Below are 24,863 nucleotides of genomic sequence, written 5' to 3'. Positions count from 1 at the left end.
GGGAACTATGCCGCACCAATTGCCGCGCGGTACATCCCGGTCACCGCATCCTCACCTATCTCCACATCGTCAAAACTCAGCACCGCGCCCCGCGCCACATCCCGCTTCAGCGGCACACCATGCGCCAGCCCAATCGGCAGCACCGCAACGGCGTGCGCCACAGGCTGCGCCTTGCCCCAGACGGTATAGCCGCCCTCGCCATCCAGCATCTCGCCAGCCTTCAGATCGCGCTTGGCCACCGCCGCCACCGTCCCGCGCATCTCGCGAGACTGGCCCGTCGGCTCGCCTCGCAAGGCGGCACTCAGGACCGAGATCGACAGCTCCAGCCCGATCAGGTGGAAGGGTTTGTACATCGCCGCAAAGCGTTCGGTTGTGTCGGTGGGCAATCCATACTGCTTGAAACAGGCCGCCGCATAATCGTTCGGCGCCTCCAGCACCACGTAGACGCCCCATCGAAGGTCACGGAAAACCGGACGCCCGTCACGCTCAAGCGACGAAATCGTTTCGACCATTCCGCGCCCTTCCAACTGACCTCCCACATCGCGCGGGCGCAGCACATGCGCGAGGTCATCGACCCCGCAGGGCGGAAAGCTCAGGCCACCGGTAGGCACATCGAGACCGCAGGCATTGGCAATCGCGACCATCTCGATGGCGCTTTTCGTCCCATCAAGGAAGGAGTTGAACATCTGCGGATTCATCCCCGCCGCCTTCGCCTCCTCGGGAGTCAGCCCGTAATGCTTCCAGACGTCATCCGGTGTGACATCGTGATAGGCTGGCAGGTATTTGGTCCCTTTCCCTGCCGCCGTGACGTGAAAGCCCGTCGCCCGCGCCCAGTCGACCAGTTCCGACACAAGCGCCGGTTGATCCCCGTAGGCCATGGAATAACAGACCCCCGCCGCCCGTGCCTTCGCCGCCAGGATCGGTCCCACCAACACATCGCCTCGACATTGACCATGACGACATGCTTCCCCGCACTTATCGCCGCCTCCGCATGCACGATCCCCGCGCGGGGATTGCCCGTCGCCTCGATCACCACATCGACGTCATCGCGCGCCGCCAGCGCTGCTCCGTCCTCCACGAAAGCGGTCGCCCCGACACGCGCGTCATCCCAACCGACCCCACGGCAGGCGTTCCGCGCGCGCTCAGGGTCCAGATCGGCAATCGCCGTGACCTCCAGCCCCGCAATCGTCGGCACCTGGCTAAGGAACATCGAGCCGAACTTGCCCGCCCCGATCAACCCGGCCCGGACCGGCGTGCCCCTTTCAGCGGCCTCCGCCGCCAGTCTTGCAAGGTTCATGCTCCGCTCTCTCCCATGCCCCGACGGGCGCAGTCGAACACATCCGTGCAGCCCCTGACAAGCGACATCCGCGACAAGGAGGCGCGCCGTGCCTTATCAGTCCAAGCTTGCCCTTGACCCCGACCGCAGAGAACGAAACAACATGGGAACCCCCATGTCTCACCCCAGGATAGACAGATGAAGTTTCGCTTCCCCATCGTCATCATCGACGAAGATTTCCGGTCCGAGAACACCTCGGGCCTTGGCATCCGTGCTCTCGCCCAGGCCATCGAGGACGAAGGCTTCGAGGTGCTAGGGGTGACAAGTTACGGCGATCTGTCGCAGTTCGCCCAGCAGCAAAGCCGCGCCAGCGCCTTCGTTCTGTCCATCGACGACGAGGAATTCAGCGCAGGCCCCGATCTGGACCCCGCCGTCCTGAACCTGCGCAGCTTCATCGAGGAAGTGCGCTGGAAGAACGCCGACGTCCCGATCTACGTCTACGGTGAGACCAAGACCTCTCGCCATCTGCCCAACGACATCTTGCGCGAGCTGCACGGCTTCATCCACATGTTCGAGGACACGCCGGAATTCGTCGCCCGCCACATCATCCGTGAGGCGAAAAGCTATCTCGAATACATCCAGCCGCCCTTCTTCAAGGCGCTGCTCGACTATGCCGAGGACGGCTCATATTCCTGGCATTGTCCGGGTCATTCGGGCGGCGTGGCTTTCCTCAAGTCCCCAGTCGGCCAGATGTACCACCAGTTCTACGGCGAAAACATGTTGCGCGCCGACGTTTGCAACTCTGTCGAGGAGCTGGGCCAGCTCCTTGACCATAACGGGGCCATCGGCGAATCCGAAAAGAACGCGGCACGCATCTTCAACGCCGATCACTGTTTCTTCGTCACGAACGGTACGTCGACCTCGAACAAGATGGTCTGGCACCACACCGTCGCGCCCGGCGACGTGGTGGTCGTGGACCGTAACTGCCACAAGTCGATCCTCCATTCGATCATCATGACCGGAGCGATCCCGGTCTTCATGAAACCCACGCGCAACCACTGGGGCATCATCGGCCCCATCCAGCGCTCGGAATTCGAGCCGGAGGCGATCAAGGAGAAGATCCGCGAAAATCCGCTGCTCAAGGACTACGACGCCGAAGCGGTCAAGCCGCGCATCATGTCGCTGACCCAATCGACTTACGATGGCGTTCTCTACAACACCGAAGAGATCAAGGGCCTGCTCGACGGTTATATCGAGAACCTGCATTTCGACGAGGCGTGGCTGCCCCATGCGGCCTTCCACCCGTTCTACGGCAGCTATCATTCCATGGGCCGCAAGCGGGGCCGCACCCAGCAGTCCGTCACCTACGCCACCCAGTCGGTGCACAAGCTGCTTGCGGGGATCAGCCAGGCCAGCCACGTGCTGGTACAGGATTCCGAAACCACCAAGCTCGACATGCACCTCTTCAACGAGGCGTACCTGATGCACACCTCAACCTCGCCGCAGTATTCCATCATCGCCTCCTGTGACGTGGCGGCCGCCATGATGGAGCCGCCGGGCGGCACGGCGCTTGTCGAGGAAAGCCTGGAAGAGGCGATGGATTTCCGCCGCGCCATGCGCAAGGTGGACGAGGAATACGGCAATGACTGGTGGTTCCAGGTCTGGGGCCCCGAGGACCTTGCCGAAGAGGGCATCGGGCGCACCAAGGACTGGGAGCTCAAGAAAACCGACGGCGAAGGCGTCGAGAAATCGGGCAGGGACGCCTGGCACGGGTTCGGCGACATGGCGCGCGGGTTCAACATGCTCGACCCGATCAAGGCCACGATCATCACGCCCGGCCTGAACATCGACGGCCATTTCGAGGACTCGGGCATTCCCGCCTCCATCGTGTCGAAATACCTTACCGAACACGGCGTCGTCGTGGAAAAGACCGGGCTTTACAGCTTCTTCATCATGTTCACCATCGGCATCACCAAGGGCCGCTGGAACACGCTGTTGGCCGCCCTCCAGCAGTTCAAGGACGACTATGACAAGAATCAGCCGCTGTGGCGGGCCATGCCCGAGTTCTGCGCACGCCAGCCCCGTTACGAGCGGATGGGCCTGCGGGACCTTTGCCAGCATGTGCACGCGATGTACGCCAAGTACGACGTCGCGCGGCTGACGACCGAGATCTATCTCTCCGACCACCAGCCCGCCATGACACCGACCGAGGCCTTTTCCCATATCGCCAAGCGTAAGACCGAGCGGGTCGCCATCGACGATCTGGAAGGGCGGATCACCACCAGCCTTGTCACGCCTTACCCGCCGGGCATCCCGCTGCTCATTCCAGGAGAGGTGTTCAATACACGGATCGTGGACTACCTCCGCTTCAACCGCGAATTCGCCGAGGAATGCCCGGGGTTCGAGACCGACATCCACGGCCTTGTGCAGGAAACCGGTGAGAACGGGGAGACGCTGTTCTTCGCCGACTGCGTGGCCTGAGCCCTCGCTGCCGCGGGCTGTCCGAAAACGGCACTGCGGCAGCGCCTTGCTTCGGTCAGCCGGCCAGCCGTTCCATCAGACGCCCGTAAGCCGTCTGTCCCAGCCGGAAGGTCGGCAGACGGAAGAACTCGTCCGGTGCATGCTGATTTTCGTCATCATGTCCGAAGGCGAACATTACCGCATGCAGGCCAAGCTGGTCGAGCAGCGTCGACATGACCGGGATGGAGCCCCCGGCGCGCGTCTTATAGGGTGTCTTGCCATAGACCTCTTCCAGCACCTGTCCGGCGATGGCCGTGGCGTTGTGCCCGGCGGGCACCAGGAAGGGATCGGCGCGGCCCGGGTTCTTTGACACTTCCGCCGTCACGCCGGGGGGGCAATGTGCCTCCACATGGGCGGCAATCAGGTCGAATATCTTCTCCGGGTTCTGGTTCGCGACCAGTCGGCAGGTGATCTTGGCCGAGGCTTCCGCAGGCAGCACGGTTTTCGTTCCCGCCCCCTGCCAGCCGCAGGTGATTCCGTTGACCTCCAGCGTCGGGCGCCCCCAGAGGTTCTCCCGCGTTGTGTAGCCGGGTTCGCCATGGGTGGCCGGGGCGCCCGTCTGTGCAAGATACGCCGCCTCGTCCCACGGCACACGGGCGATGGCGGCGCGGTCTTCTTCGGTCAGGTCAATCACATCGTCATAGAACCCTTCCACCGTGATCCGCCCGTCCGCCGATTTCATGCTTGCCAGCAGATGGGCCAGCGCCATGCCGGGGTTCGCCACCCCGCCCCCGTGCATCCCGGAATGCAGGTCGGCGCGCGCGCCTTTCACCTTGACCTCAAGCGACGTCAGCCCCTTGAGCGCCAGCACCATTTGCGGTGTCTCCGTATCCCACTGCCCGCCATCGGCGGAAAAGATCATATCGGCCTTCAGGAGCTCCGGGTTCGCCTCGATCCATGGCGGCAGGTCGGGAGAGCCGATCTCTTCCTGCCCCTCGAAAAAGAACCGCACGTTGACCGGCAGCTGCCCGGTCTCGGCCAGAAGCGCCTCTGCGGCTAGGATCGGGATCATCATCGCGCCCTTGTCGTCGGTCGCGCCGCGGCCATAAAGCCGGTCGCCCCGGATCGTCGGCTCGAAGGGGGGCGAGGTCCAGAGATCGAATGGCTCCGCAGGCTGCACGTCGAAATGCCCGTAAATCAGGATCGTCGGCTTGTCCGCCCCCGCATGGAGCCAGTCGGCGCAGACCACCGGATGCCCGTCGGTATCATACATCCGCGCGTTCTCGATGCCCGCCGCCGTCAGCCGGTCCACCACCCATTGCCCCGCGGTCCGCACGTCCGCCATATGCTCGGGCTTGGCCGAGACGGAAGGGATACGAATGAAATCGCATAACTCGTCGATGAAACGCGACTGATGCGCGTCGAGATAGTCTGTCCAACCCATGTGCGGCCCCCTCGGTGATTTCGGCGTAATCTGACGCGGTCATGGCCGGGCCGCAAGCGCCTCGATCCTCTGCGTTTCCGAGGCGCGTCTGTGGCGCTTTCAGGGTGGGTACAGTCCCGCCTCCGCGCGGATCGCCCCGGCGATCGCGTGGAGGCGATGTATATCCGCATCCGTGATCCCCAATTCGTCGAGGTGTCTGACAAGGGAATCGAGATAGGCGAAATTCGGCCCCAGCCTGCCTTCGGCCAGGGCGATCATCCGCGCGGCTTCTTCTTCGGAGACCTCTGGCATGTAGCGGGGGTTGTCGTGATCCATGACAAAGGTCAGCGCCTCGACCGGGCCCTGCGGTGTGCCGACCTCGAAGAACACCGGGCGATAGGCCCCCGCGAACATTTCGCGCCGCCACATGAACTGTGTCTCGCGGTCCACCAAGGCCGCGGGGATGCGAAAAACGACACCGTCGCAATGTCCCCCTTCATCCAGCGCTGCCATCAGTCCGGGCCGATCATATGTGCCGCGCCCACCGTCGAGGCGCATGCAGAACCTGCGCCGCCAGCCGGGCAAGGCACCGTAGCGATACTCCTCCACATGCACCGCCGGGTCCCAGATCAGCGAGCCATAGGCAAAGACCCAGAGATCCCGGGTCATGCGGTTGGCGAGAACCGCTTGCCTGTTCGCCTCGCGTGCATCGTGGTCCATCCGCCAACCGGGCGGCCAGCCTTCTTCCCTGGCCTGTTCGTCAAGCTCGTCGAACCGGTCCTGCCCAAAGCGCATCTCTGAGGCATCGGGCGGCGTGATCAGGCCGCGCAGGGCAGGGGTGTGGCGGAAGACATGAGGCGGAAACGGCATAGCGCGATTTAGGCGGGTTTGCGTGGTGAATGCCAGAAGAGTTTTGGTTTGGGTGGGGGCGACCCAAGCCTCCGGGCCAGGGTCGGCGCGACCGGGCGCGGACCGTCTGCTGAGTCGGAACAGGACGTTCAGCACGCTTTGCCCGCGAACATCGCATCCCCAAGTGAGAGCAACCGATTCTGCCGGGGCTCTGACGTGTTGGGCGTAGGGGGTGGCGCGTTGGCGGGAATGAAAGATTCTGCTCAAAATTGGAGCATCCTGTAAAGTTGCACAAAATCAGAGATTTGCGTGAGAAGTATTGCAGCTTCCCGTCTGATCCTGAGGCGAAATTCAGGCCCTGAGCATTGCCGCAGGTTAATTTTAGGTTGACAGCTCGAGCCGAACCAAAACAACATTGGTTCAAACCAAAGACGTAATGTTTTGGGTCAGGGATGCTGCAAAACCGATCAATCGACGGACAGAACTATTCCGAGGACACGCGTGTCCTCAGTGCCATTCGGCACATCGTGACGGACGCGCTTCTGCCCTCCGATGGCAGGCTGCCGACCGAGCGTGATCTCGCAGCAGAGCTCGGGGCGGGGCGCAGGTCGGTGCGGCGTGCGCTTGATCAGCTGGAAGCCGAGGGGCTGGTCTGGCGCAGGCAGGGCAAGGGCACCTTCATCGGCCAGCCGCCCGATCCGACAGAGGAGCTTGCGGCCAAGATCGTCTCGGAAGTCGATCCGCTCACCGCGATGGAGGCTCGGCTTTGTATCGAGCCCGCGCTGGCCGATCTCTGCGCCCGCCGCGCTACCGCCGACGATGTCGCGCTACTGCGCCAACTCGCCGAGAGGACCCATGAGGCTGGAGAAGCCGAGGCGACGGAGATATGGGACGGGGCGCTGCACCGGGCGATTGCACGGATCGCGGGCAACCGGGTCATGCTGACCGCCTTTACCCTGATCGACGAGGTGCGCATGGGAGAGGAATGGCGGCGCAAGCGGCACCGGGCCCGCTCGCCCGAAGCGCTCGCGGCTTACGACGATCAGCATGGCCGGATCATCGACGCCATCGATGCCCGTGACGGGGCCGCCGCCGCAGACGCCATGCGCGATCACTTGAACACGCTCTTTGCGAATCTCAAGAAGTCTCTGGAAAAGGAAATCCGGTGAACGCCGATCAACCTCTTCTCGATGTCAGCGGCCTGTCGATCCGCGTTGCCGGGGCGGCGCGGCCGCTGGTCGACGACGTGGGCTTTACCCTGAACGCGGGCGAGACGCTGTGCATCGTGGGCGAATCCGGCTGCGGCAAGAGTCTGACGGCGCTGGCGCTCATGGGGCTACTCGAAGGCACGCCGCTCAGGATCGAGGGCGGCAAGGCGATGTTTCAGGGCACCGACCTGCTCTCGGCGCCGCAAAAGACGCTGCGTGCCCTGCGTGGCGACCGGATCGCGATGATCTTTCAGGAGCCGATGACTTCGCTCAATCCCGCGCTGCGGATCGGCGACCAGATCGCCGAAGCGGTTTGCGAACACCGTGACGTCTCGCGCGAGGCGGGTAGGGCACGCGCGCTTGAGATGCTGGAGCGCGTGCGCATCCCCGCCGCCAGGAGCCGCCTGGACGAATACCCCCACCAGTTGTCCGGCGGCATGCGCCAGCGCGTGATGATCGCCATGGCGCTGGCGAACGATCCCGCCCTGCTTATCGCCGATGAACCGACCACCGCCCTCGATGTGACGATCCAGGCGCAGATCCTCGATCTGATGCGCAACCTCGGGCGCGAGACCGGTGCGGCGCAGATCATGATCACGCACGATCTGGGTGTCGTTGCCGAAATGGCTGACAAGGTCGCCGTCATGTACGCCGGGCGCATCGTCGAGGCGGGCACGACCGCGCAAATCTTCGACGATCCGCAACACCCGTACACGCTGGGCCTGATGTGCTCCATGCCCTCGCTCGCGGGTAAGGGCGAGCGGCTGGTGACCATCCCCGGCACCGTGCCCAGCCCTCAGGACATGCCGGTGGGTTGCCGCTTTGCCGCGCGCTGTCCCTTTGCCGATGCCGCCTGCGACGCGCCGCCGCCGCTGACCGATCTCGATGCAGGACACCGGGTCGCCTGCTGGCACGCGCCGATCGAACAGGCCGCGCCCGCCGCGCGGAGGGCCACTGCATGACCGCACCCATCCTCACCGCCAAGTCCCTGTCCCGCCGCTTCATCGCCAGCAAACCGCTCTTTGGTGCGCCCAGCGTCGTGCAGGCGGTCAACGGCGTCGATCTTGAGATCGCCGAGGGAGAGACCTTTGCCATCGTCGGCGAATCCGGCTGCGGCAAATCCACCCTCGCGCGCCTGCTGTCGCACCTGATCGAGCCGTCCGAAGGCACCGTGACCTACGGGGGCCGCGAAATCTCGGGCCTCACCGGCAGCGACCTGCGCGACCTGCGGCGCGAGATGCAGTTCATCTTTCAGGACCCGTTCTCCTCGCTCAACCCCCGCATGACCGTAGGCGCCCTCATCGCCGAGCCGCTGCGCATACACAGGATCGGCACGCCCGCCGAGCAGCGTGCGAAAGTGGCTGAGCTTCTGCGCAAGGTCGGCCTGAGGGCCGAACATGCCGACCGCTACCCGCATGAATTCTCCGGCGGCCAGCGCCAGCGCATCGGTATCGCGCGCGCCCTCGCCACCGGCCCCCGCGTGGTGATCGGGGACGAACCGGTCTCGGCCCTCGATGTCTCGATCCAGGCGCAGGTGGTGAACATCCTCGAAGACCTCAAGGATGAATTCGGCCTCACGCTGATCATCATCGCCCATGACCTCGCCGTGATCCGCCACATCGCCGACCGCGTCGCGGTGATGTACTTGGGCGAGATCGTGGAACTGGGGGACGCCGCCGAGGTCTTTGCCAGTCCCGCGCACCCCTATACCGAGGCGCTCCTGTCGGCGATCCCGATCCCCTCGACCGGTGCGCGGAAGGTCCAGACCAAGATCGAGGGCGATCCGCCGAACCCGATCTCTCCACCGCCCGGATGCCGCTTTCACACGCGCTGCCCCTACGCCGAGGATCGGTGCCGAACCGAACGCCCTGCTTTGCGCGAGACGGCACCGGGCCGCCGCGTCGCCTGCCATCTGGCCGAGACCCTCTCACTCGACGGTATCACCGGCACCGAAGAATCCCGTCCCGCAGCCGTTGTCGATCGTTTCGCGCTTTACAGCGCCGCCCGCGCGGCCATGGGACAGACATCCCCCACCACGACCAAAACGACAGAGGAGTAACTCACATGCGTATCTTCAAGACACTGGGGCTGGCGGCGATCCTCGCCGCGACCACCAGCCTCGCACAGGCACAGGACCTGCGGATCGGGCTGCAGGAAGACCCCGACGTTCTGGACCCTGATCAGTCCCGGACCTTCGTGGGCCGGATCGTCTATGCCTCGCTCTGCGACAAGCTCGTGGACATCACGCCCGACCTCGAAATCATTCCCATGCTGGCGACCGAGTGGGAATGGAATGCCGAAGGCACCGAACTGACGATGAAGCTGCGCGATGATGTGACCTTCCACGACGGCGAGCCTTTCAACGCCGCCGCAGTGGTCGCCAATATCGACCGCTCGCAGAATTTCGAACTGAGCCGCCGCAAGTCCGAAGTGAAATCCATCGTCAGCACCGAAGCGGTGGACGACTACACGGTGAAATTCACCCTCGGGGCCCCCGACGCGACGCTGCTTGCACAGTTTGCCGACCGCTCGGGCATGATGTTGTCGCCCAAGGCGACCGCCGAGGCGGGCGAGGCTTTCGGCCTCAACCCGGTTTGCGCAGGCCCCTTCACGTTCAAGGAGCGCATCCAGCAGGACCGCATCGTGCTTGAGAAGTTCGCCGACTACTACCGCGCGGACGAGATCAACTTCGACAGCGTGACCTTCCTGCCGATCCCCGACACCACCGTGCGTCTGGCGAACCTGCGTGCAGGCGATCTGCACATGCTGGAGCGTCTTGCCGCGACCGACCTTGCCTCTGCCGAGGGCGATGCGGGTCTGAAAGTCGAAAAGGCCACATCGCTGGGCTATCAGGGCATCACCATCAACATCGCAAACGGTCCCAAGGCGGAAAACCCGCTGGGCCAGAACGCCGCCGTGCGCAAGGCGCTGTCGCTTGCCATCGACCGCAACGCCCTGAACCAGGTAGTCTTTGAAGGGGCTTTTGCCGCGGGCAACCAGCCCTTTTCGCCGACTTCGCCCTGGTACAACGCGGATTTCCCCGTGCCCGAGCGCGACGTCGAGGCCGCCAAGGCGCTGCTGGCCGAGGCGGGTTTCGCCGACGGTGTGACCATCGAGGTGCAGGTCGCGAACAATCCGGTGCAGACGCAGGTCATGCAGGTCGTTCAGGCCATGGCCGCCGAGGCGGGCATCACCATCGAGCTGGCGGCCAAGGAATTCGCCACGCTGCTGGCTGACCAGTCGGCGGGCGAATACACCGCCAGCCAGATCGGCTGGTCCGGTCGCGTCGATCCCGATGGCAACATCCACCAGTTCATGACCACCGGTGGCGGCATCAACGACAGCAAGTATTCCGACCCGGAAATGGACCGTCTGCTGAACGAGGCGCGGCTGTCGACCGACACCGCCACGCGCAAGCAAAGCTACAACGCGGCCATCGCCAAGCAGCAGGAAGACATGCCCATCGTCTACCTCTACCACCAGGTCTGGATCTGGGCGCTTGACGACGCGATCAGCGGCTTCGTGCCCTATCCCGACGGGATGATCCGCCTGCACGGCGTGTCGCTCTCCGAGTAACGGAAGAACGCAATCAAAAGCCGCTCCGGGCAGATCCCGGGGCGGCACTTGGACTTCATTCTCAGCCAGGCTTCACCATGCTCGCTTTCATCGGACGCAGGATCATCATCGCGATCCCGACGATCATCCTGATCTCGATCTTCGTCTTTTCCCTGCAGCACCTGCTGCCGGGCGATCCGATCCTCGTGATGGCGGGGGAAGAGCGTGATCCCGACGTGATCGCAGCCCTGCGCGAGAAGTACCGCTTCAACGATCCCATCCCGGTGCAATACCTCGCCTGGGCGGGGAACGCGCTGCAAGGCGATCTGGGCATCTCGCTGCGCACCCAGCAACCGGTGCTTGAGCTGATCGGTGAGAAGCTGCCCGTCACCATCCAGCTGGCCGTCATGGCGCTGGTCATCGCGATCCTCATCGGCATCCCGGCTGGCGTGCTTTCGGCCTACAAGAAGGGCACATGGATCGACTGGCTTGCCAATATCGTGGCGCTTTCCGGTCTTTCCGTCCCGAACTTCTGGCTTGGCATCATGCTGATCCTTCTTGTCTCGGTGAAACTCGGCTGGCTGCCCGCCTCGGGCTACATGCCGCTGACCGAGGATCCGCTGCAATCCATCCGCACGATGATCATGCCCGCCTTCGTGCTGGGCACAGCCATTGCCGCCACGCTGATGCGCCACACCCGCTCGGCCATGCTGAGCGTGCTGAAATCCGACTACGTGCGCACGGCCCGCGCCAAGGGGCTGAAGGAACGCGTGGTGCTGGTCAAACACGCGTTGCGCAACGCGCTGGTGCCGGTGGTGACGGTGATCACGCTCCTGTTCGGTGAGCTATTGGCAGGAGCGGTCCTGACCGAGCAGATCTTTACCATTCCCGGCTTCGGCAAGCTGGTCGTCGATGCGGTCTTCAACCGTGACTACGCCGTGGTGCAGGGCATCGTGCTGTGCACCGGTATTGCCTTCATCTTCATGAACATTCTGGCCGATGCGGCCTACCGCATCCTGAACCCGAGGATGTCCGATCAATGACCGCCGTCGTCGACCCCCAAGCCGCAGCCGATGCATTGCCGCCCCGCCGCCGCAACCGCGCCTGGGAGAAGTTCCGCCGCAGCCCTTCGGCTTTGCTGGGCGGCGTGATTGTCGTCTTTTTCCTGATCGTGGCGTTGCTCGCCCCGCTGCTGCCCGTGCCGGGACCGGCCGAGACCGACTGGGGCGCGGTGCGCAAGGCCCCCACCTGGGCACATCCCTTTGGTACCGACGAGATCGGGCGCGACGTTCTGAGCCGGATGATCTGGGGCGCGCAGGCCTCGCTGCTCGCAGGCGTCGTCTCGGTCCTGATCGCTGTCTTCCTCGGCGTGCCTCTGGGCATGCTTGCGGGCTACCTGCGCGGCTGGACCGACGCCATCATCTCGCGCTTCACCGAGGCGCTTCTGGCGGCACCCTTCCTGATCCTGGCCATTGCGCTTGCCGCCTTCCTTGGCCCGTCGCTGACAAACGCGATGATCGCCATCGGCCTCTCGGCCATGCCAATCTTTATTCGGTTGGCGCGTGCGCAGACCCTCAGCGTGATGACGGAAGACTACGTCGAAAGCGCCCGCGCCGTGGGCATCGGGCACTTGGGCATGATCGGCCGCTACATCCTGCCCAACATCATCCCACCCATCATCGTGCAGGCAACGCTGACCATCGCCACCGCGATCATCGCAGAGGCGTCGCTCTCCTTCCTCGGTCTAGGCCAGCAGCCACCCGCGCCGAGCTGGGGTGCGATGCTGAATATCGCCAAGAACTTCCTCGAACAGGCCCCGTGGATGGCGCTTTATCCCGGTGTCGCGATCTTTCTCGTGGTGCTGGGCTTCAATCTCTTGGGCGACGGTCTGCGCGACGCGCTCGACCCGCGCGATCACTGACAGGAGGGCAGGGGCATGAGTTTCACCACCAGACCCGAGATCAAAGGCACCTTCGGCGTCGCCACATCGACCCACTGGATCGCCTCAGCCGTCGGAATGAAAATCCTTGAGGCTGGCGGCACCGCAGCCGACGCCGCAGCGGCGATGGGATTTACCCTGCAGGTGGTGGAACCGCACCTGAACGGCCCCCTTGGCGACATGCCCGCCCTCATTCGCCCCGCAGGCGATGACGCGCCGACGGTGATCTGCGGGCAAGGTACCGCCCCCGCCGGGGCCACCATCGCGCATTATCGTGGACTGGGACTGGACCGCATCCCCGGCTCGGGCCTTCTGGCCACCGTGATCCCCGGCTCCTTCGACGCGTGGATGCTGATGCTGCGCGACCATGGCCGCCTGCCGCTGCGCGACGTGCTGGAACCCGCCATCCACTACGCCCGCCACGGCCACCCCGTGCTGCCGCGTGTTGCCGCGACCATCGCGGGGCTGGCGGACTTCTTCCGGGACGAATGGCCCACGTCCTACGCCACATGGCTCCCCGGTGGGCACGCGCCCATGGCAGACGCGCTTTTCCGCAACCCGGCGCTGGCTGACACGTGGGAGAGGCTGCTGACCGAGGCCGAGGCCGCCAAGGGCCGTGAAGCCCAGATCGAAGCCGCCCGCCGCGCCTTTTACCAAGGCTTCGTCGCCGAGGCGATCGACGACTGGATGCGCGAAGCCTGCGTGATGGATGCCTCCGGGAGTGCCCATAGCGGCGTGCTGACGGGCGATGACATGGCGGGCTGGCAGGCCAGCTACGAGTCCCCCCTCTCGGTCGATTACGAAGGCTGGACCGTCTGGAAGGCCGGGATGTGGAGCCAGGGGCCCACGATGCTGCAATCCCTCCGCACCCTCGAAGGCAGCGGCATCGCGGAGATGGACAGCCGGGGCGCGGAGTTCGTCCATACCGTCACCGAGGCCATGAAGCTGTCCTTTGCCGACCGCGAAGCCTACTACGGCGACCCCGATCACAGCGATATCCCCACCGAAACCCTTCTCTCGCGCGCTTACGCCGAAGAGCGCCGCGCGCTGCTGGGACAAAAGGCCAGCCTCGACCAGCGCCCCGGCCGGATCGACGGCTACAACGACCTCGCCGACGCCGCCATCGCCCGCGCGAAAGCCAGCGAAGAGGCCGCAGACGGAGGCATCGGCGCGGGCGAACCCACCATGGCGCATCTGTCGGAGAAGCGCGGCGACACGGTGCATATCGACGTGATCGACCGATGGGGCAATTCGGTCTCCGCCACCCCCTCCGGCGGCTGGCTGCAAAGCTCTCCGATCGTGCCCGGCCTCGGCATGCCGCTCAACAGCCGGGCCCAGATGTTCTGGCTCGACGAGGGGCTGCCCACGTCGCTCGCCCCCGGACGCCGCCCGCGCACGACCCTGTCGCCTTCCATGGCCCAGGCACCCGACGGCACGCGCCACGCCTTCGGCACGCCAGGCGGGGACCAGCAGGACCAGTGGCAACTGATGCTCTTCCTGCGCCTCGTCCACAGCGACATGAACCTGCAGGCAGCCATAGACGCGCCGCTCTTCAACACCGCGCATTTCCAGGGCTCCTTTGACCCGCGGCCGGTTCAGCCCGGTCACCTAATGGTGGAGCCAGACTTTGGCGAAGCAGTGATCGCGAATTTGCGGCGCAGGGGACACGCGCTGGAAGTGGCCGAGCCCTGGACCATTGGACGCCTCACGGCCGCCAGCCGGTCGCCCGACGGCCTGCTGCGCGCCGCGGCAACGCCGCGGCTGATGCAGGCCTATGCGGTGGGAAGATAGAGGGGGAAGCATGACCTATTCCATCGTGGCACATGATGCAGATACGGGCGAGCTGGGGGTCGCCGTGGCCAGCCGCTTCTTTGCCGTGGGCGCGCTCGTGCCGCACATCCGGGCGGGTAAGGGCGCGGTTGCGACGCAGGCGTTCGTCAGCCCACTCTGGGGCATCGACGCCGCCGATCGCCTCGCGGCAGGCGAGGCACCGCAGGATGTGCTGGAGGCATTGGTGCGCGCGGACGAGGGCCGGGCGAACCGGCAGCTGCACATGGTCGATGCGCAGGGGCGCACGGCGGCCTACACCGGCCCTGACTGTGTCGGTTGGTGCGGCCACCTGACGGCAGAGGGCGTGTCTGTCGCGGGGAACATGCTGGCCGGGGAGGCCGTGGTGGCCGAGACGATGGCGGCCTATCAGGCCCACGCCGGGCTGCCCCTGATCGAGCGGCTGATGACCGCCATGGAGGCGGGCGAAAAGGCCGGGGGCGACAAGCGCGGGACCCAGTCGGCGGCGGTGATCGTGCACCGGACCGAGCCCTATCCCTGGCTCGATCTGCGCGCCGACGATCATCCGGATCCGCTCGCGGAGCTGCGGCGCCTCTATGACGTGGCGCATGAAAGATTTCTCATCATGTCGAAAACACTGCCGACCCGGGCTAATCCGCACGGTACGCTGGACCGTAAGGGAATCGACGCCGAGATCGCCGCCGCTGAAGACCGTCGAAAGGCCGAAGGCCGCGCCAGCCGCTCCTTCGCGACGCCGCTTTGACAGGCTGCTTGGCATCCGGGCGACGTTGCCGGTTTTCCTGGCGCACGGTGGCAGGAGGTCTGGATTTTTGCCGCTGGCGCAAGGTGTTAAGGGGCGTCGCGCGCAAGATGGAATAAGAAGGACTCAGGAAAGGGGAAGCGCATGGAAACCGATCCGATCACCGAAGCTGACATCGCGGCGGCCGAAAAACTGCTGGCCATTGCGTATACGGCTCAAGAACGCGCGCAGATGGTCGGCAACCTGCAGGGTCAGATCGACTCCGCCGTCGCCCGGCGCAAGGTGGATTTGCCGAACACTGTGCCGATGAGCCTGCGATTCGATCCCCGCCTGCCCGGTTTCGAGATGCCAACTGCCGATGGTGTGACAGGTTCACGCCCAGACGCGCCGCTGCCCGAGAGCGACGAGGATATCGCCTTTGCCAGCCTGCCGCAGCTTTCCGGCTGGATCGCTTCCGGCGCACTGAGCAGTCGGCGGCTGACGGAAATCTACCTAGACCGGATCGCGCGGCTGAACCCGCATCTTTACTGCTTTGCCACGGTCACGCCGGAACTTGCCTTGGCCGAGGCGGACGCCATGGATGAGCTGACGGCCAAGGGGCTATCGCGGGGGCCATTGCACGGCATTCCCTACGGCGTGAAGGACCTCTTCGACACGAGGGATATCGTCACCGGCTGGGGCGCGGAGCCCTACCAGAACAGGGTGCCGGAAAGCGATGCGCGCATCGTCACGATGCTGCGCGAGGCGGGTGCGGTGCTTTTGGGCAAAACGACCGTGGGGGCGCTCGCGTACAATGACATCTGGTATGGCGGCGTGACGCGCAACCCTTTCAACCTCGAAGAAGGTTCTTCCGGCTCGAGCGCCGGGTCGGCATCCGCCACGGCGGCGGGGCTTTGTGCCTTTGCCATCGGGACCGAAACGCTGGGCTCGATCACCTCGCCCTCCCAGCGCTGCGGCACCACGGGGCTGCGCCCCACCTTCGGGCGGGTCAGCCGCGCAGGCGGCATGGCGCTCTGCTGGTCGCTCGACAAGGTGGGGCCGATCTGCCGGGGTGTGGAGGACACCGCGCTGGTGCTGGCAGCGATCAACGGCGGAGACGTGAACGACCGCTGTTCTATCCAGGCGCCTTTCCACTTCGATGCCGCGAAGGGCATCGAGGGCCTGAAGCTGGGGTATCTGCCGGAGGCCTTCGAAGAGGGCGCGACAGATGTCGACCGCGCGGCGCTGGAGGCGGCGAAGAAGCTGGGCATCGAGGTGGTCGAAGTATCTTTGCCCGATCTGCCCTATGGCGCGTTGATGAACGTGGTCTATGCCGAAGCGGCGGCGGCCTTCGAGCATCTGACGCTGACGGACGAAGATGACACGCTGACCTGGCAGGACGAGGGCGCATGGCCCAACACCTTCCGCAAGGCGCGCTTCCTGTCGGCGGTGGATCACGTGCAGCTGGACCGTCTGCGCTATCTGGTGATGCAGGCGCTGGACGGGCTGTTCAAGGACATCGACGTGCTGATCGGGCCCTTCATGACCGGGCCGATGCTGGTTGCCTCGAACTTTACCGGCCACCCCTGCCTGCATTTGCGGGCGGGTTTCGAAGAACTGGGAACGCGCAGCCCCGCCTCGCTGGGTGCGGGCAAGCTGACCACGGGCGAGGCCGATGACAGCGGCCAGAAACACCGCGTCCCGCAGGGCATCTCCCTCTGGGGGCGGCTTTTCGAGGAAGGCACGATACTGAATCTCGGGCAGGCCCTCGAGGCCAGCCTTGGCGTCGCGGACGAGCGGCCGCGCCAGCCAGACTGAGAAAGAACCGACCGATCAAGGTCGGCTGACACCAATCGGACGGGCGAGGACGCCCGGCCATGTGCAACAAGGAGAAGACATGATGAAACGCAGGGATTTTCTCAAGACGACTTCCGCGCTGATGGGCGGAACGATCCTTTATGGTCTTGGCCAGCCCGCGCTGGCGCAATCCGAGCCGGTGAAGGGTGGCACCCTGATCTGGGGTCATTCGGAGACCACGCAGAACCTCGACATGCACCAGACCGGCACCGCCTCGACAGGCCGTGTCCTGCAGAACGTGCACGATTCCATCGTGACCGTGGACGAGAACCTGACGGTGATCCCAAACCTCGCCGAAAGCTTCGAGCAGAGCGAGGACGGGCTGACCTATACCTTCAAGCTGCGCTCGGGCGTGAAGTTCCACAACGGCAAGAACATGACCTCGGCGGATGTGAAGTTTTCCTTCGACCGCTGCCGCAACCCGGAGACCGGTGCGGTAAACTTCGAGGTGTTCAACGCGGTGGAAAGCATCGAAACGCCCGACGATCTGACGGTTGTCGTCACGCTGGACGCGGTCAACGCGCCCTTCCTGTCGCGTCTGGCCGAGAACGGCGCGGGCGTGATCATGCCCGAGGGCTCGGGCGACGTGCAGGGCACCACGCCCATCGGCTGCGGGCCCTTCAAGTTCGTGCGCCGCGAGTTCGGCAATGAGGTAGAGTTGGAGCGCTTTGACGACTACTGGGGCGGGCCTGCCTACCTCGACCGCGTCATCGCGCGCGAGATTACGGAACCCACGGTGCGCCTGACCGGCCTCAGGACAGGCGAGCTGCACATGATCAACGACATCCCTGCAGACCGGATCGCCGAGATCGAGGGCGACGACAGCCTGCAGGTGGTCTCCTGGTTCCCGCTCAACTGGGACTTCGTGAACTTCAATCACGAGTTCGAGCCGTTCAAGGACCCGAAGGTGCGCGAGGCCTTCGACTACATGATCGACAAGGAAGTGCTGCTGGAAGGCGCGCTCTGGGGTCAGGGGGCGACGACCGCCTCGCCCAGCTACCCGACGTCGGCCTCCTACAACAGCGATCTCGGCCAGCGTCCGCAGGACATCGAAAAGGCCAAGGCGCTGCTGGCAGAGGCAGGCTATGGGCCGGGCGAGCTTTCGGTGGTGTTCAAGGTCACGACGAACTATCCCTACCATGTGGAATCCGCGCAGATCATGCTGGAGTGGTTCCGTCTGGCGGGCGTCGACGCGTCGATCGAGCAGCTCACGTGGTCCGACTGGTTGAGCCAGGTCTGGGTCGACAAGGACTTCCAGATTTCCATGATGAACTTCTTCACGCTGTGGGAGCCGGATTTCCTTTACTACTCGCTCTGGAACACCGAAGGCGCGTTCAACTACCGCAAGATTTCGCATCCGAAGGTGGACGAACTGACGGCTCAGGCGCGCGTGACGGTGGACCCCACCGAGCGTGCGGCGATCTACAAGCAAGTGCAGCAGGTGATCCACGACGACACGCTCGACATCGTGCTGTGGTTCCGCAACGGCACCATCGGGGCGCAGCCGAATGTGCAGGGGCTCGATACCATCGTGCATCCCAACGGGTCGAACCTGCGGTTCCACAAGGTCTGGCTTGCTGAGGCGTGATGCCACCTGCCGGGGCATGGCAACCTGCCCCGGCTTTCTGACCTGCTGACAAAGGCTTCTCTCGCGTGAGCTATATCCTCAATCGCATCTTCTCGATGCTGCTGACCCTGTTCCTGATCTCCGCGATCACTTTCGCGGTGACGAACATCCTGCCCGGCGACGTGGCGATGATGATTATGGGCACGCAATCGAATCCCGAAGCCTTGGCAGGCCTGCGCGAGAGCCTGGGGCTGAACGATCCCTTGCTGGTGCAATACGGGCGCTGGATCGGGGGCATGGTTACCGGCGACTGGGGCACGTCGCTGGTGTTCAAGGAACCTATCGCGCCGCTCTTGTTGCAAAAGATGACGGCGAGCGGGCTGCTGGTGCTGTTCTCGATGACCATCGCGCTGACCTGCGCCGTCCCGCTGGGGGTCTGGGCGGCGGTCCATGCGAATCGCTGGCAGGACACGGCGGCCAGTTCCACCGCGATGCTGGGGGTGAGCCTGCCGGATTTCTTCTGGGGCATCATGCTGATCCTGCTCTTCGCGCGGGGTCTGGGCTGGCTGCCCTCATCCGGTTTCGTTGATCCGGGCGAGGACTTGCTGGCGGCGGTTCGCCACGCACTGCTGCCCTCGCTTGCCTTGGGGCTCGGGTTGATGGCGCATCTGACGCGCATGACGCGGGCGACGATGACTGGCATCTTGAACCAAGAGTTTATCCGCGTGGCCCGTGCCAAGGGGCTGAACGAGAAAACGGTGGTCTGGCGCTATGGTCTTGCCAACGCCGTGGGGCCGGTGATGACGGTGGCGGGGTTGCAGGTCGGGTACCTCTTTGGCTCGATCATCGTGATCGAGAGCCTGTTCAATTATACCGGCATGGGGTGGCTCACGTATCAGGCGCTGCTGAACCGGGACATCCCGCTGATACAGGCGAGCGTTTTTGTCATCGCCGCCGTCGTGATGCTGTCGAACCTCATCGTCGATCTGCTTTACGCGGTGGTCGACCCGAGGATCCGCCTGTCATGAAGCTGCCTGCCGCCTTCCGCAGTTCCAAGGGCATCATCGGCGCGCTGATCGTGCTGACCGTGATCGCCGTGGCTGTTCTCGCCCCGCTGCTGATCCCGCCCGATTTCGCCACGAAAATGGACATTCGCGCGCGACTCTCCCCGCCGACATGGGCGCATCCCTTGGGTACCGACCAGCTGGGGCGCGACCTGATGTACCGGGTGCTCTTGGGCGCGCAGACCTCGATCTACATCGCCACGGCGGCGGTGCTGATGTCCATCGTGATCGGCCTGCCGCTGGGCCTGATCTCGGGCTATGTGGGCAAGACCACGGACAACGTCCTGATGCGGCTGGTGGACACGCTGCTGAGCTTTCCAGCGCTGTTGCTGGCGCTCACCATCTCCGCCGTACTTGGCCCGAACCTGCAGAACACGATCATCGCCATCGGCATCGCCTTCACGCCCTTCCTTGCCCGGATCATCCGGGGCGAGGCGCTGCGGGTGGCACAGATGCCCTACGTGGAGGCCGCGCGGACGGCAGGTAACTCCGACTTCCGCCTCATCACGCTCCACATCCTGCCCAACATCATGCCGGCCGTGATCGTGCAGGCTACCATCAGCCTCGCCTTCGCGATCCTTGCCGAGGCGGGCCTGAGCTTCCTCGGCCTTGGCACCCAGCCGCCCGATGCCTCATGGGGCCTGATGATTCAGGCCTCGCGCGATTATCTCGACCGCGCGCCATGGACCGCACTTGTGCCGGGGGCGGCGGTGGCGATCACGGTGCTGGGGCTCAACATGTTCGGCGACGCGCTGCGCGATGCGCTCGATCCCCGGGCGAGGGGAGGCGCGTGATGGCGAACGATCAGGCACCGCTGGTCAGCATCGACAAGCTGCGGGTGGAATTCCGGGGCGAGGATGGGCCCATTGTCGGGGTCGAGGACATCTCCTTTGCCATCGCACCGGGAGAGACGGTTTGCGTCGTGGGCGAAAGCGGGTCGGGCAAATCCGTCACCTCCCTGTCTCTCATGCGGCTGGTGGAATTCGGCGGCGGGCGGATCACCTCGGGGCGGCTGGCTTTCTCGCTCAACGGCAAGCAGATCGATCTGGCCGAGGCCGATACCGAAACCATGCAGACCATTCGCGGCGACGAGATCGGGATGATCTTTCAGGAGCCCATGACCTCGCTCAACCCCGTCTTCACCATCGAACGGCAGATGACCGACGGGCTGCAGGCCCATCGCGGCATGAGCCGCGCGCAGGCGCGCGAGCGGGCGCTGGAACTGCTCAAGCAGGTGCGCATCCCCGAACCGGAGCGACGGCTGAAGCAATATCCGCACGAGCTTTCGGGCGGCATGCGTCAGAGGGTGGTGATCGCCATGGCCATGGCCTGCGAGCCGCGCCTGCTGATCGCGGACGAGCCTACGACGGCGCTTGACGTCACCATTCAGGCCGAAATCCTTGCCCTGATCGACCGGCTGAAGCGCGAGACGGGGATGGCGGTGCTCTTCATCACGCATGACATGGCCGTCGTCGCGCAGATGGCGGACCGCGTGGTCGTGATGTACCGGGGCAACCTCGTGGAGGAGGGGCCGGTTGAGCAGATCTTTGCTGATCCGCAGGAGGACTACACCCGCAAGCTTCTCGCGGCCGTCCCGCGCCTCGGCGAGATGCGCGGAAAGCCCGCGCCGGAGCCGATGCGCCTTGTGGGCGAGGAGACCGCCGCAACCGCACCGCGCCCGGTGGAGACCGCGCCAAAGCCGCTTCTGCAGGTCAGCAACCTGACAACGCGCTACCCGGTGAAGGGCGGGCTCTTTCGCCGGACCGTCGCAAACGTGCACGCGGTCGAAGACGTCAGTTTCGAGATCGCGCGCGGCCAGACGCTGGCGCTGGTGGGAGAATCCGGATGCGGCAAATCAAGCTGCGGCCGTTCGATCCTGCGGCTGGCCGAGCCGACCTCAGGGCAAGTGCTGCTTGAGCAAACCGATATCCTTGCCCTGAGTGACCGCGACCTTCGGCGCCGGGGATGGCGTGACATGCAGATGGTCTTCCAGGACCCCTTCGCCTCTCTCAACCCTTACATGCGCCTGCGCGAACAGATCGCCGAACCGATCCGCAATTTCGGCATCCAGACCGGCGGTGCGGTCGAGGACCGCGTGGCGGAACTTCTCGACCGGGTAGAACTGCCGCGCAGCTTCATGTCCCGCTTTCCGCACGAGCTGTCCGGTGGACAGCGGCAGCGCATCGCCATCGCGCGCGCACTGGCGGTCAACCCCAAGCTGATCATCGCGGACGAGGCGGTGTCGGCGCTTGACGTGTCGGTACAGGCCCAGGTGCTGAACCTGATGCTGGAATTGCAGGCCGAACTCGGCGTCTCCTACCTGTTCATCAGCCACGACATGGCCGTCGTCGAACGTGTCGCGCACCGGGTCGGGGTGATGTATCTTGGGCGGCTGGTCGAAATCGGCACCCGGCAGCAGATTTTCGAAAACCCGCAGCACAGCTACACCAAGTCGCTGCTCTCCGCCGTGCCGATTGCGGATCCGACCCGGCGCAGGGACCACGACGATCTGAATTTCCGTCCCATCCCCTCACCCGTCTTCCCGGTCGGTCACGTGGCGCAACCTTCGGTCTACGACGAGATCGAAGAGGGCCACCTTGTGTTGCGGGACGAGATCAATCTCGAAGTGCGTCCCGCGAAAACGCCGTGAACCTTCGTCCACAACGCAGAAGCTGCCCCGCGCTTCGGCGCCTTGCTTAAGGGTTCCATCGTCGAGCCTTGAGCTTGCCCGTTCTTGATTTTCGGGCGGCAGACCGTGACGACATAGTGGCCTGCCATCGGTCTCGGGCGCTTTTCTCGGCATGCAGAGGGATCGGCTGGTTGCAGCCGTTGACTGCGGAAGGCACGAAGACCCGCCCGGGCGGGACGATGCCATTATTCTCTTTGCTTGCCGTTATGCCTTACCTGATGCGAACCTGTGTGCGCAGAAGGAATGGCTGTTTCACCGCTGCCTCTGCGATCAAGAGCAGAAGTGCGGCGCAATGCTTTCGGAGGAATGTGTCATGACATCAGACGCCACGGGCTCCAGGCCACCGGAAAATCCAACGCCGCAGCAGCAGGCCATGCCCCAGGTCAATATGATCACCGCGAGCGAGATCACCGCGTCGCTGAAGGCCGGGTATTCCGACTTTCTCGCTCGCCCCCTAATGAGCGGGTCATTCGGCCTGTTTTTTGCGGCTTTCGGAATCCTGTTTGTCTGGTGTCTGGTCTGGCTTGGCGCAATCTGGATGGTTGTTCCCGCCGCGGTCGGGTTTCCGCTGGTCGCGCCTTTCGCCGCGGCTGGCCTTTACGAAATGTCCCGCCGGTTACAAAGGCAAGAGAGCTTCGGCTGGTCTGATATCCTCAGGGCGATGGCCAATCAACGAAAGCGCGAGATGGGCTGGATGGCCTTTGTCACCCTGTTCATTTTCTGGGTGTGGTTCTACCAGTTTCGGACTGTTCTGGTGATCGTACTGCAAGATTCGTCCTTCTCGGATTTGGCTGGGTTTCTGAGAACCGTGTTCTTCACTCCGGAGGGCTGGATCTTCCTTGCTATTGGCACCTGCGTTGGCGCAATTCTGTCGGCTGTCCTGTTCTCGCTAACCGTCGTGGCAATGCCCATGCTGCTCGATCGGGAAATCGATTTCGTTTCCGCCATGCTTACATCCATTCGCGTCGTCAGGAACAACCCGGCGGTTATGCTCACCTGGGCGGCAATCATCTCGGTCACCATGATCTTGTCTTTGATCCCCGCCTTTCTGGGCCTGATCGTGACACTCCCGACCCTTGGTCACGCCACCTGGCATCTCTATCAACGCGCTGTGACGCCTGCAGCTGGGTAACGAAGCAGTCAGCACTTTGAGCAGCTTCGTACCCTTCGTGTACAGACAGGAGACCTAGAATTTTGCAGGTCGTCGGAGCGCGAGTTTTCAGACATGGCTACAAACGCCATACCTCCGCACGCTGCCCCATCTTGGAAATCTAAGCCAGGAAGCCAAGGCCGCAATCAGCGGTCACTCAAGGCAAACCGAAAGTGCCGCATGCTACGCTTTCGCACCGCAAGGTCATTCTTCCCATGATAAGTCATTCGCTGCGGCTGTTCCCGATGCCGCATCTGCGGGACCGAGCGCCAACTCGCTGCTGCTGCCCGAACGCCCGGTTCCATGAAGCGACCATCAATCCACGATGACAACTTGCCCGGTCAGAGCGCCTTCCACGCATTTCGCATATGCCAACCCTACATCGTAGGATTGGACCTGTTTTGTGGCCATGGAACCATGCGCCGTAGCGCGGCGCAGACACGTCCAGCATTCCCGGGCTGACAACATTTACCCTCAGGCCACGCGGCATTTCGATAGCGGCACTTTTCACGAAGCCTGCCAACGCACCGTTAGCAGTTGCCGCATTAGAACCCATTCGGATTTGGTCACGATCAAGGACGCCGCTTGTCAGGGTAAACGAACCTCCATCAGAAATCCTATCAAGTCCGGCGAGGACGAGATTTACCTGACCCATGACTTTCTGCCGAAGCCCCACCATGAATGCCTCGTGGGTCAAATCGGCCAATGGCGCGAAGGTGGCATCCCCTGCACAGGACACGACGGCATCGAAAGTGCTGACCGCTTCATGCATCGACTTCACCGCACCAAGATCGCTGACATCGACCTGATAGTCGCCAGTAGAACGACCTACCGTGACGATTTCGTGCCTCTGCTGAAGCTCCTTGCAGGCGGCCTGTCCAATGTCCCCACCCGCGCCAACCACGATGATCCTCATGCCTGATCCCTCATTTTCTCGTCATAGCGTCGCACTTTTCGGTAAAGGATCGCACGACCCCGGTCGAATTCCATCTGTCGGTCCTCGAGAATTTGCGCTTTTGGCCTGAACCAGGTCGAACAATCTGACACGGCCCGCATTGTTCATAGGATCACGTTGCTCCCTGATACACGCCGTTCAGGTTTTCGGTCCTTATTTCTATTGGGCTCTTTCAAGAGATTACGATGGAAAAACGTAGCGACGTAACCTGTCCGTTATCTCAATGACATGCGCCGGGCTACTCGTGTCCAAGCTGCCAGCTCAAGGTGTCTAGCCCCCACGGACTGGGCCACTTCTTTGTAGAGTCTCGGGCATTGGCGGTCGCATGTTGAGCGCCTGGTGCG

The 24,863-nt window shown here is 64.0% G+C and carries 20 protein-coding genes; 15 read left to right on the top strand and 5 right to left on the bottom strand.

The window, feature by feature from the left end; all coding sequences use genetic code 11:
- Nucleotides 1-5: 5 nt before the first annotated feature.
- Both AB2B41_RS10895 and AB2B41_RS10890 read right to left on the bottom strand, forming a co-directional pair.
- The gene (locus tag AB2B41_RS10895; protein ID WP_367878007.1) at nt 6-842 is read right to left on the bottom strand and encodes an SAF domain-containing protein; all 837 of its coding nucleotides are present in this window, start codon (nt 840-842) and stop codon (nt 6-8) included.
- Nucleotides 725-1,297, bottom strand: a complete 573-nt coding sequence (locus AB2B41_RS10890; RefSeq protein WP_367877821.1) for a Gfo/Idh/MocA family oxidoreductase — start codon at nt 1,295-1,297, stop codon at nt 725-727. The genes AB2B41_RS10895 and AB2B41_RS10890 overlap by 118 nt, the downstream gene beginning before the upstream one ends.
- 177 nt (nt 1,298-1,474) lie before the next feature.
- Here AB2B41_RS10890 and AB2B41_RS10885 point away from each other — a divergent pair, with 177 nt between their 5' ends.
- Nucleotides 1,475-3,757, top strand: a complete 2,283-nt coding sequence (locus tag AB2B41_RS10885) for an Orn/Lys/Arg family decarboxylase (protein WP_367877820.1) — start codon at nt 1,475-1,477, stop codon at nt 3,755-3,757.
- Between the two features lie 55 nt (nt 3,758-3,812).
- Here the strand turns inward: AB2B41_RS10885 and AB2B41_RS10880 are convergent, their stop codons facing one another.
- Nucleotides 3,813-5,180, bottom strand: coding sequence for a dipeptidase (locus tag AB2B41_RS10880; RefSeq protein WP_367877819.1), 1,368 nt, complete (start codon nt 5,178-5,180; stop codon nt 3,813-3,815).
- A 99-nt stretch (nt 5,181-5,279) separates the two neighbouring features.
- Nucleotides 5,280-6,029 carry a gamma-glutamylcyclotransferase gene (locus AB2B41_RS10875; protein ID WP_367877818.1) on the bottom strand — a complete coding sequence of 250 codons (750 nt, stop codon included), beginning with the start codon at nt 6,027-6,029 and terminating at the stop codon, nt 5,280-5,282.
- Between the two features lie 431 nt (nt 6,030-6,460).
- Between AB2B41_RS10875 and AB2B41_RS10870 the strand changes: the two genes are divergently transcribed.
- The 14 genes from AB2B41_RS10870 (at nt 6,461) to AB2B41_RS10805 (ending at nt 23,546) form a co-directional block, all read left to right on the top strand.
- Nucleotides 6,461-7,177: a FadR/GntR family transcriptional regulator gene (locus AB2B41_RS10870; protein WP_367877817.1), complete on the top strand. Its 717-nt coding sequence runs from the start codon at nt 6,461-6,463 to the stop codon at nt 7,175-7,177.
- Nucleotides 7,174-8,178 (top strand): ABC transporter ATP-binding protein, encoded by a 1,005-nt coding sequence (locus tag AB2B41_RS10865; protein ID WP_367877816.1) that lies wholly within the window; start codon nt 7,174-7,176, stop codon nt 8,176-8,178. The genes AB2B41_RS10870 and AB2B41_RS10865 overlap by 4 nt, the downstream gene beginning before the upstream one ends.
- Nucleotides 8,175-9,275 carry an ABC transporter ATP-binding protein gene (locus AB2B41_RS10860; protein ID WP_367877815.1) on the top strand — a complete coding sequence of 367 codons (1,101 nt, stop codon included), beginning with the start codon at nt 8,175-8,177 and terminating at the stop codon, nt 9,273-9,275. Before AB2B41_RS10865 ends, AB2B41_RS10860 begins: the two co-directional genes overlap by 4 nt.
- A 5-nt stretch (nt 9,276-9,280) precedes the next feature.
- Nucleotides 9,281-10,792, top strand: a complete 1,512-nt coding sequence (locus AB2B41_RS10855; RefSeq protein WP_367877814.1) for an ABC transporter substrate-binding protein — start codon at nt 9,281-9,283, stop codon at nt 10,790-10,792.
- A 77-nt stretch (nt 10,793-10,869) separates the two neighbouring features.
- On the top strand, nt 10,870-11,814 hold the full coding sequence (locus tag AB2B41_RS10850; RefSeq protein WP_367877813.1) for an ABC transporter permease: 945 nt from the start codon (nt 10,870-10,872) through the stop codon (nt 11,812-11,814).
- Nucleotides 11,811-12,692 carry an ABC transporter permease gene (locus AB2B41_RS10845; RefSeq protein WP_367877812.1) on the top strand — a complete coding sequence of 294 codons (882 nt, stop codon included), beginning with the start codon at nt 11,811-11,813 and terminating at the stop codon, nt 12,690-12,692. Before AB2B41_RS10850 ends, AB2B41_RS10845 begins: the two co-directional genes overlap by 4 nt.
- A 15-nt stretch (nt 12,693-12,707) precedes the next feature.
- On the top strand, nt 12,708-14,501 hold the full coding sequence (locus tag AB2B41_RS10840; RefSeq protein ID WP_367877811.1) for a gamma-glutamyltransferase family protein: 1,794 nt from the start codon (nt 12,708-12,710) through the stop codon (nt 14,499-14,501).
- 10 nt (nt 14,502-14,511) lie between these two features.
- Nucleotides 14,512-15,261 carry a DUF1028 domain-containing protein gene (locus AB2B41_RS10835; RefSeq protein WP_367877810.1) on the top strand — a complete coding sequence of 250 codons (750 nt, stop codon included), beginning with the start codon at nt 14,512-14,514 and terminating at the stop codon, nt 15,259-15,261.
- Nucleotides 15,262-15,402: 141 nt separating this feature from the next.
- Nucleotides 15,403-17,055 carry an amidase gene (locus AB2B41_RS10830; RefSeq protein ID WP_367877809.1) on the top strand — a complete coding sequence of 551 codons (1,653 nt, stop codon included), beginning with the start codon at nt 15,403-15,405 and terminating at the stop codon, nt 17,053-17,055.
- 82 nt (nt 17,056-17,137) lie between these two features.
- Nucleotides 17,138-18,682 (top strand): ABC transporter substrate-binding protein, encoded by a 1,545-nt coding sequence (locus AB2B41_RS10825; RefSeq protein ID WP_367877808.1) that lies wholly within the window; start codon nt 17,138-17,140, stop codon nt 18,680-18,682.
- A gap of 65 nt (nt 18,683-18,747) precedes the next feature.
- A complete protein-coding gene (locus tag AB2B41_RS10820) occupies nt 18,748-19,689 on the top strand; it encodes an ABC transporter permease (RefSeq protein ID WP_367877807.1) in 942 nt (313 codons plus the stop codon).
- On the top strand, nt 19,686-20,519 hold the full coding sequence (locus tag AB2B41_RS10815; RefSeq protein ID WP_367877806.1) for an ABC transporter permease: 834 nt from the start codon (nt 19,686-19,688) through the stop codon (nt 20,517-20,519). Before AB2B41_RS10820 ends, AB2B41_RS10815 begins: the two co-directional genes overlap by 4 nt.
- A complete protein-coding gene (locus AB2B41_RS10810) occupies nt 20,519-22,375 on the top strand; it encodes an ABC transporter ATP-binding protein (protein ID WP_367877805.1) in 1,857 nt (618 codons plus the stop codon). The genes AB2B41_RS10815 and AB2B41_RS10810 overlap by 1 nt, the downstream gene beginning before the upstream one ends.
- A 352-nt stretch (nt 22,376-22,727) precedes the next feature.
- Nucleotides 22,728-23,546, top strand: a complete 819-nt coding sequence (locus AB2B41_RS10805; protein ID WP_367877804.1) for a DUF2189 domain-containing protein — start codon at nt 22,728-22,730, stop codon at nt 23,544-23,546.
- A 241-nt stretch (nt 23,547-23,787) separates the two neighbouring features.
- On the opposite strand, the gene AB2B41_RS10800 is transcribed toward AB2B41_RS10805, so the two are convergent.
- Nucleotides 23,788-24,480 (bottom strand): short chain dehydrogenase, encoded by a 693-nt coding sequence (locus AB2B41_RS10800; RefSeq protein WP_367877803.1) that lies wholly within the window; start codon nt 24,478-24,480, stop codon nt 23,788-23,790.
- Nucleotides 24,481-24,863 lie beyond the last annotated feature (383 nt).

It is taken from the genome of Sulfitobacter sediminis (genome assembly GCF_040811725.1).
Classification (GTDB): domain Bacteria; phylum Pseudomonadota; class Alphaproteobacteria; order Rhodobacterales; family Rhodobacteraceae; genus Sulfitobacter; species Sulfitobacter sediminis.
The sequence above is the reverse complement of the archived record's forward strand: the minus strand, read 5'-3'. Positions and strand labels throughout refer to the sequence as shown.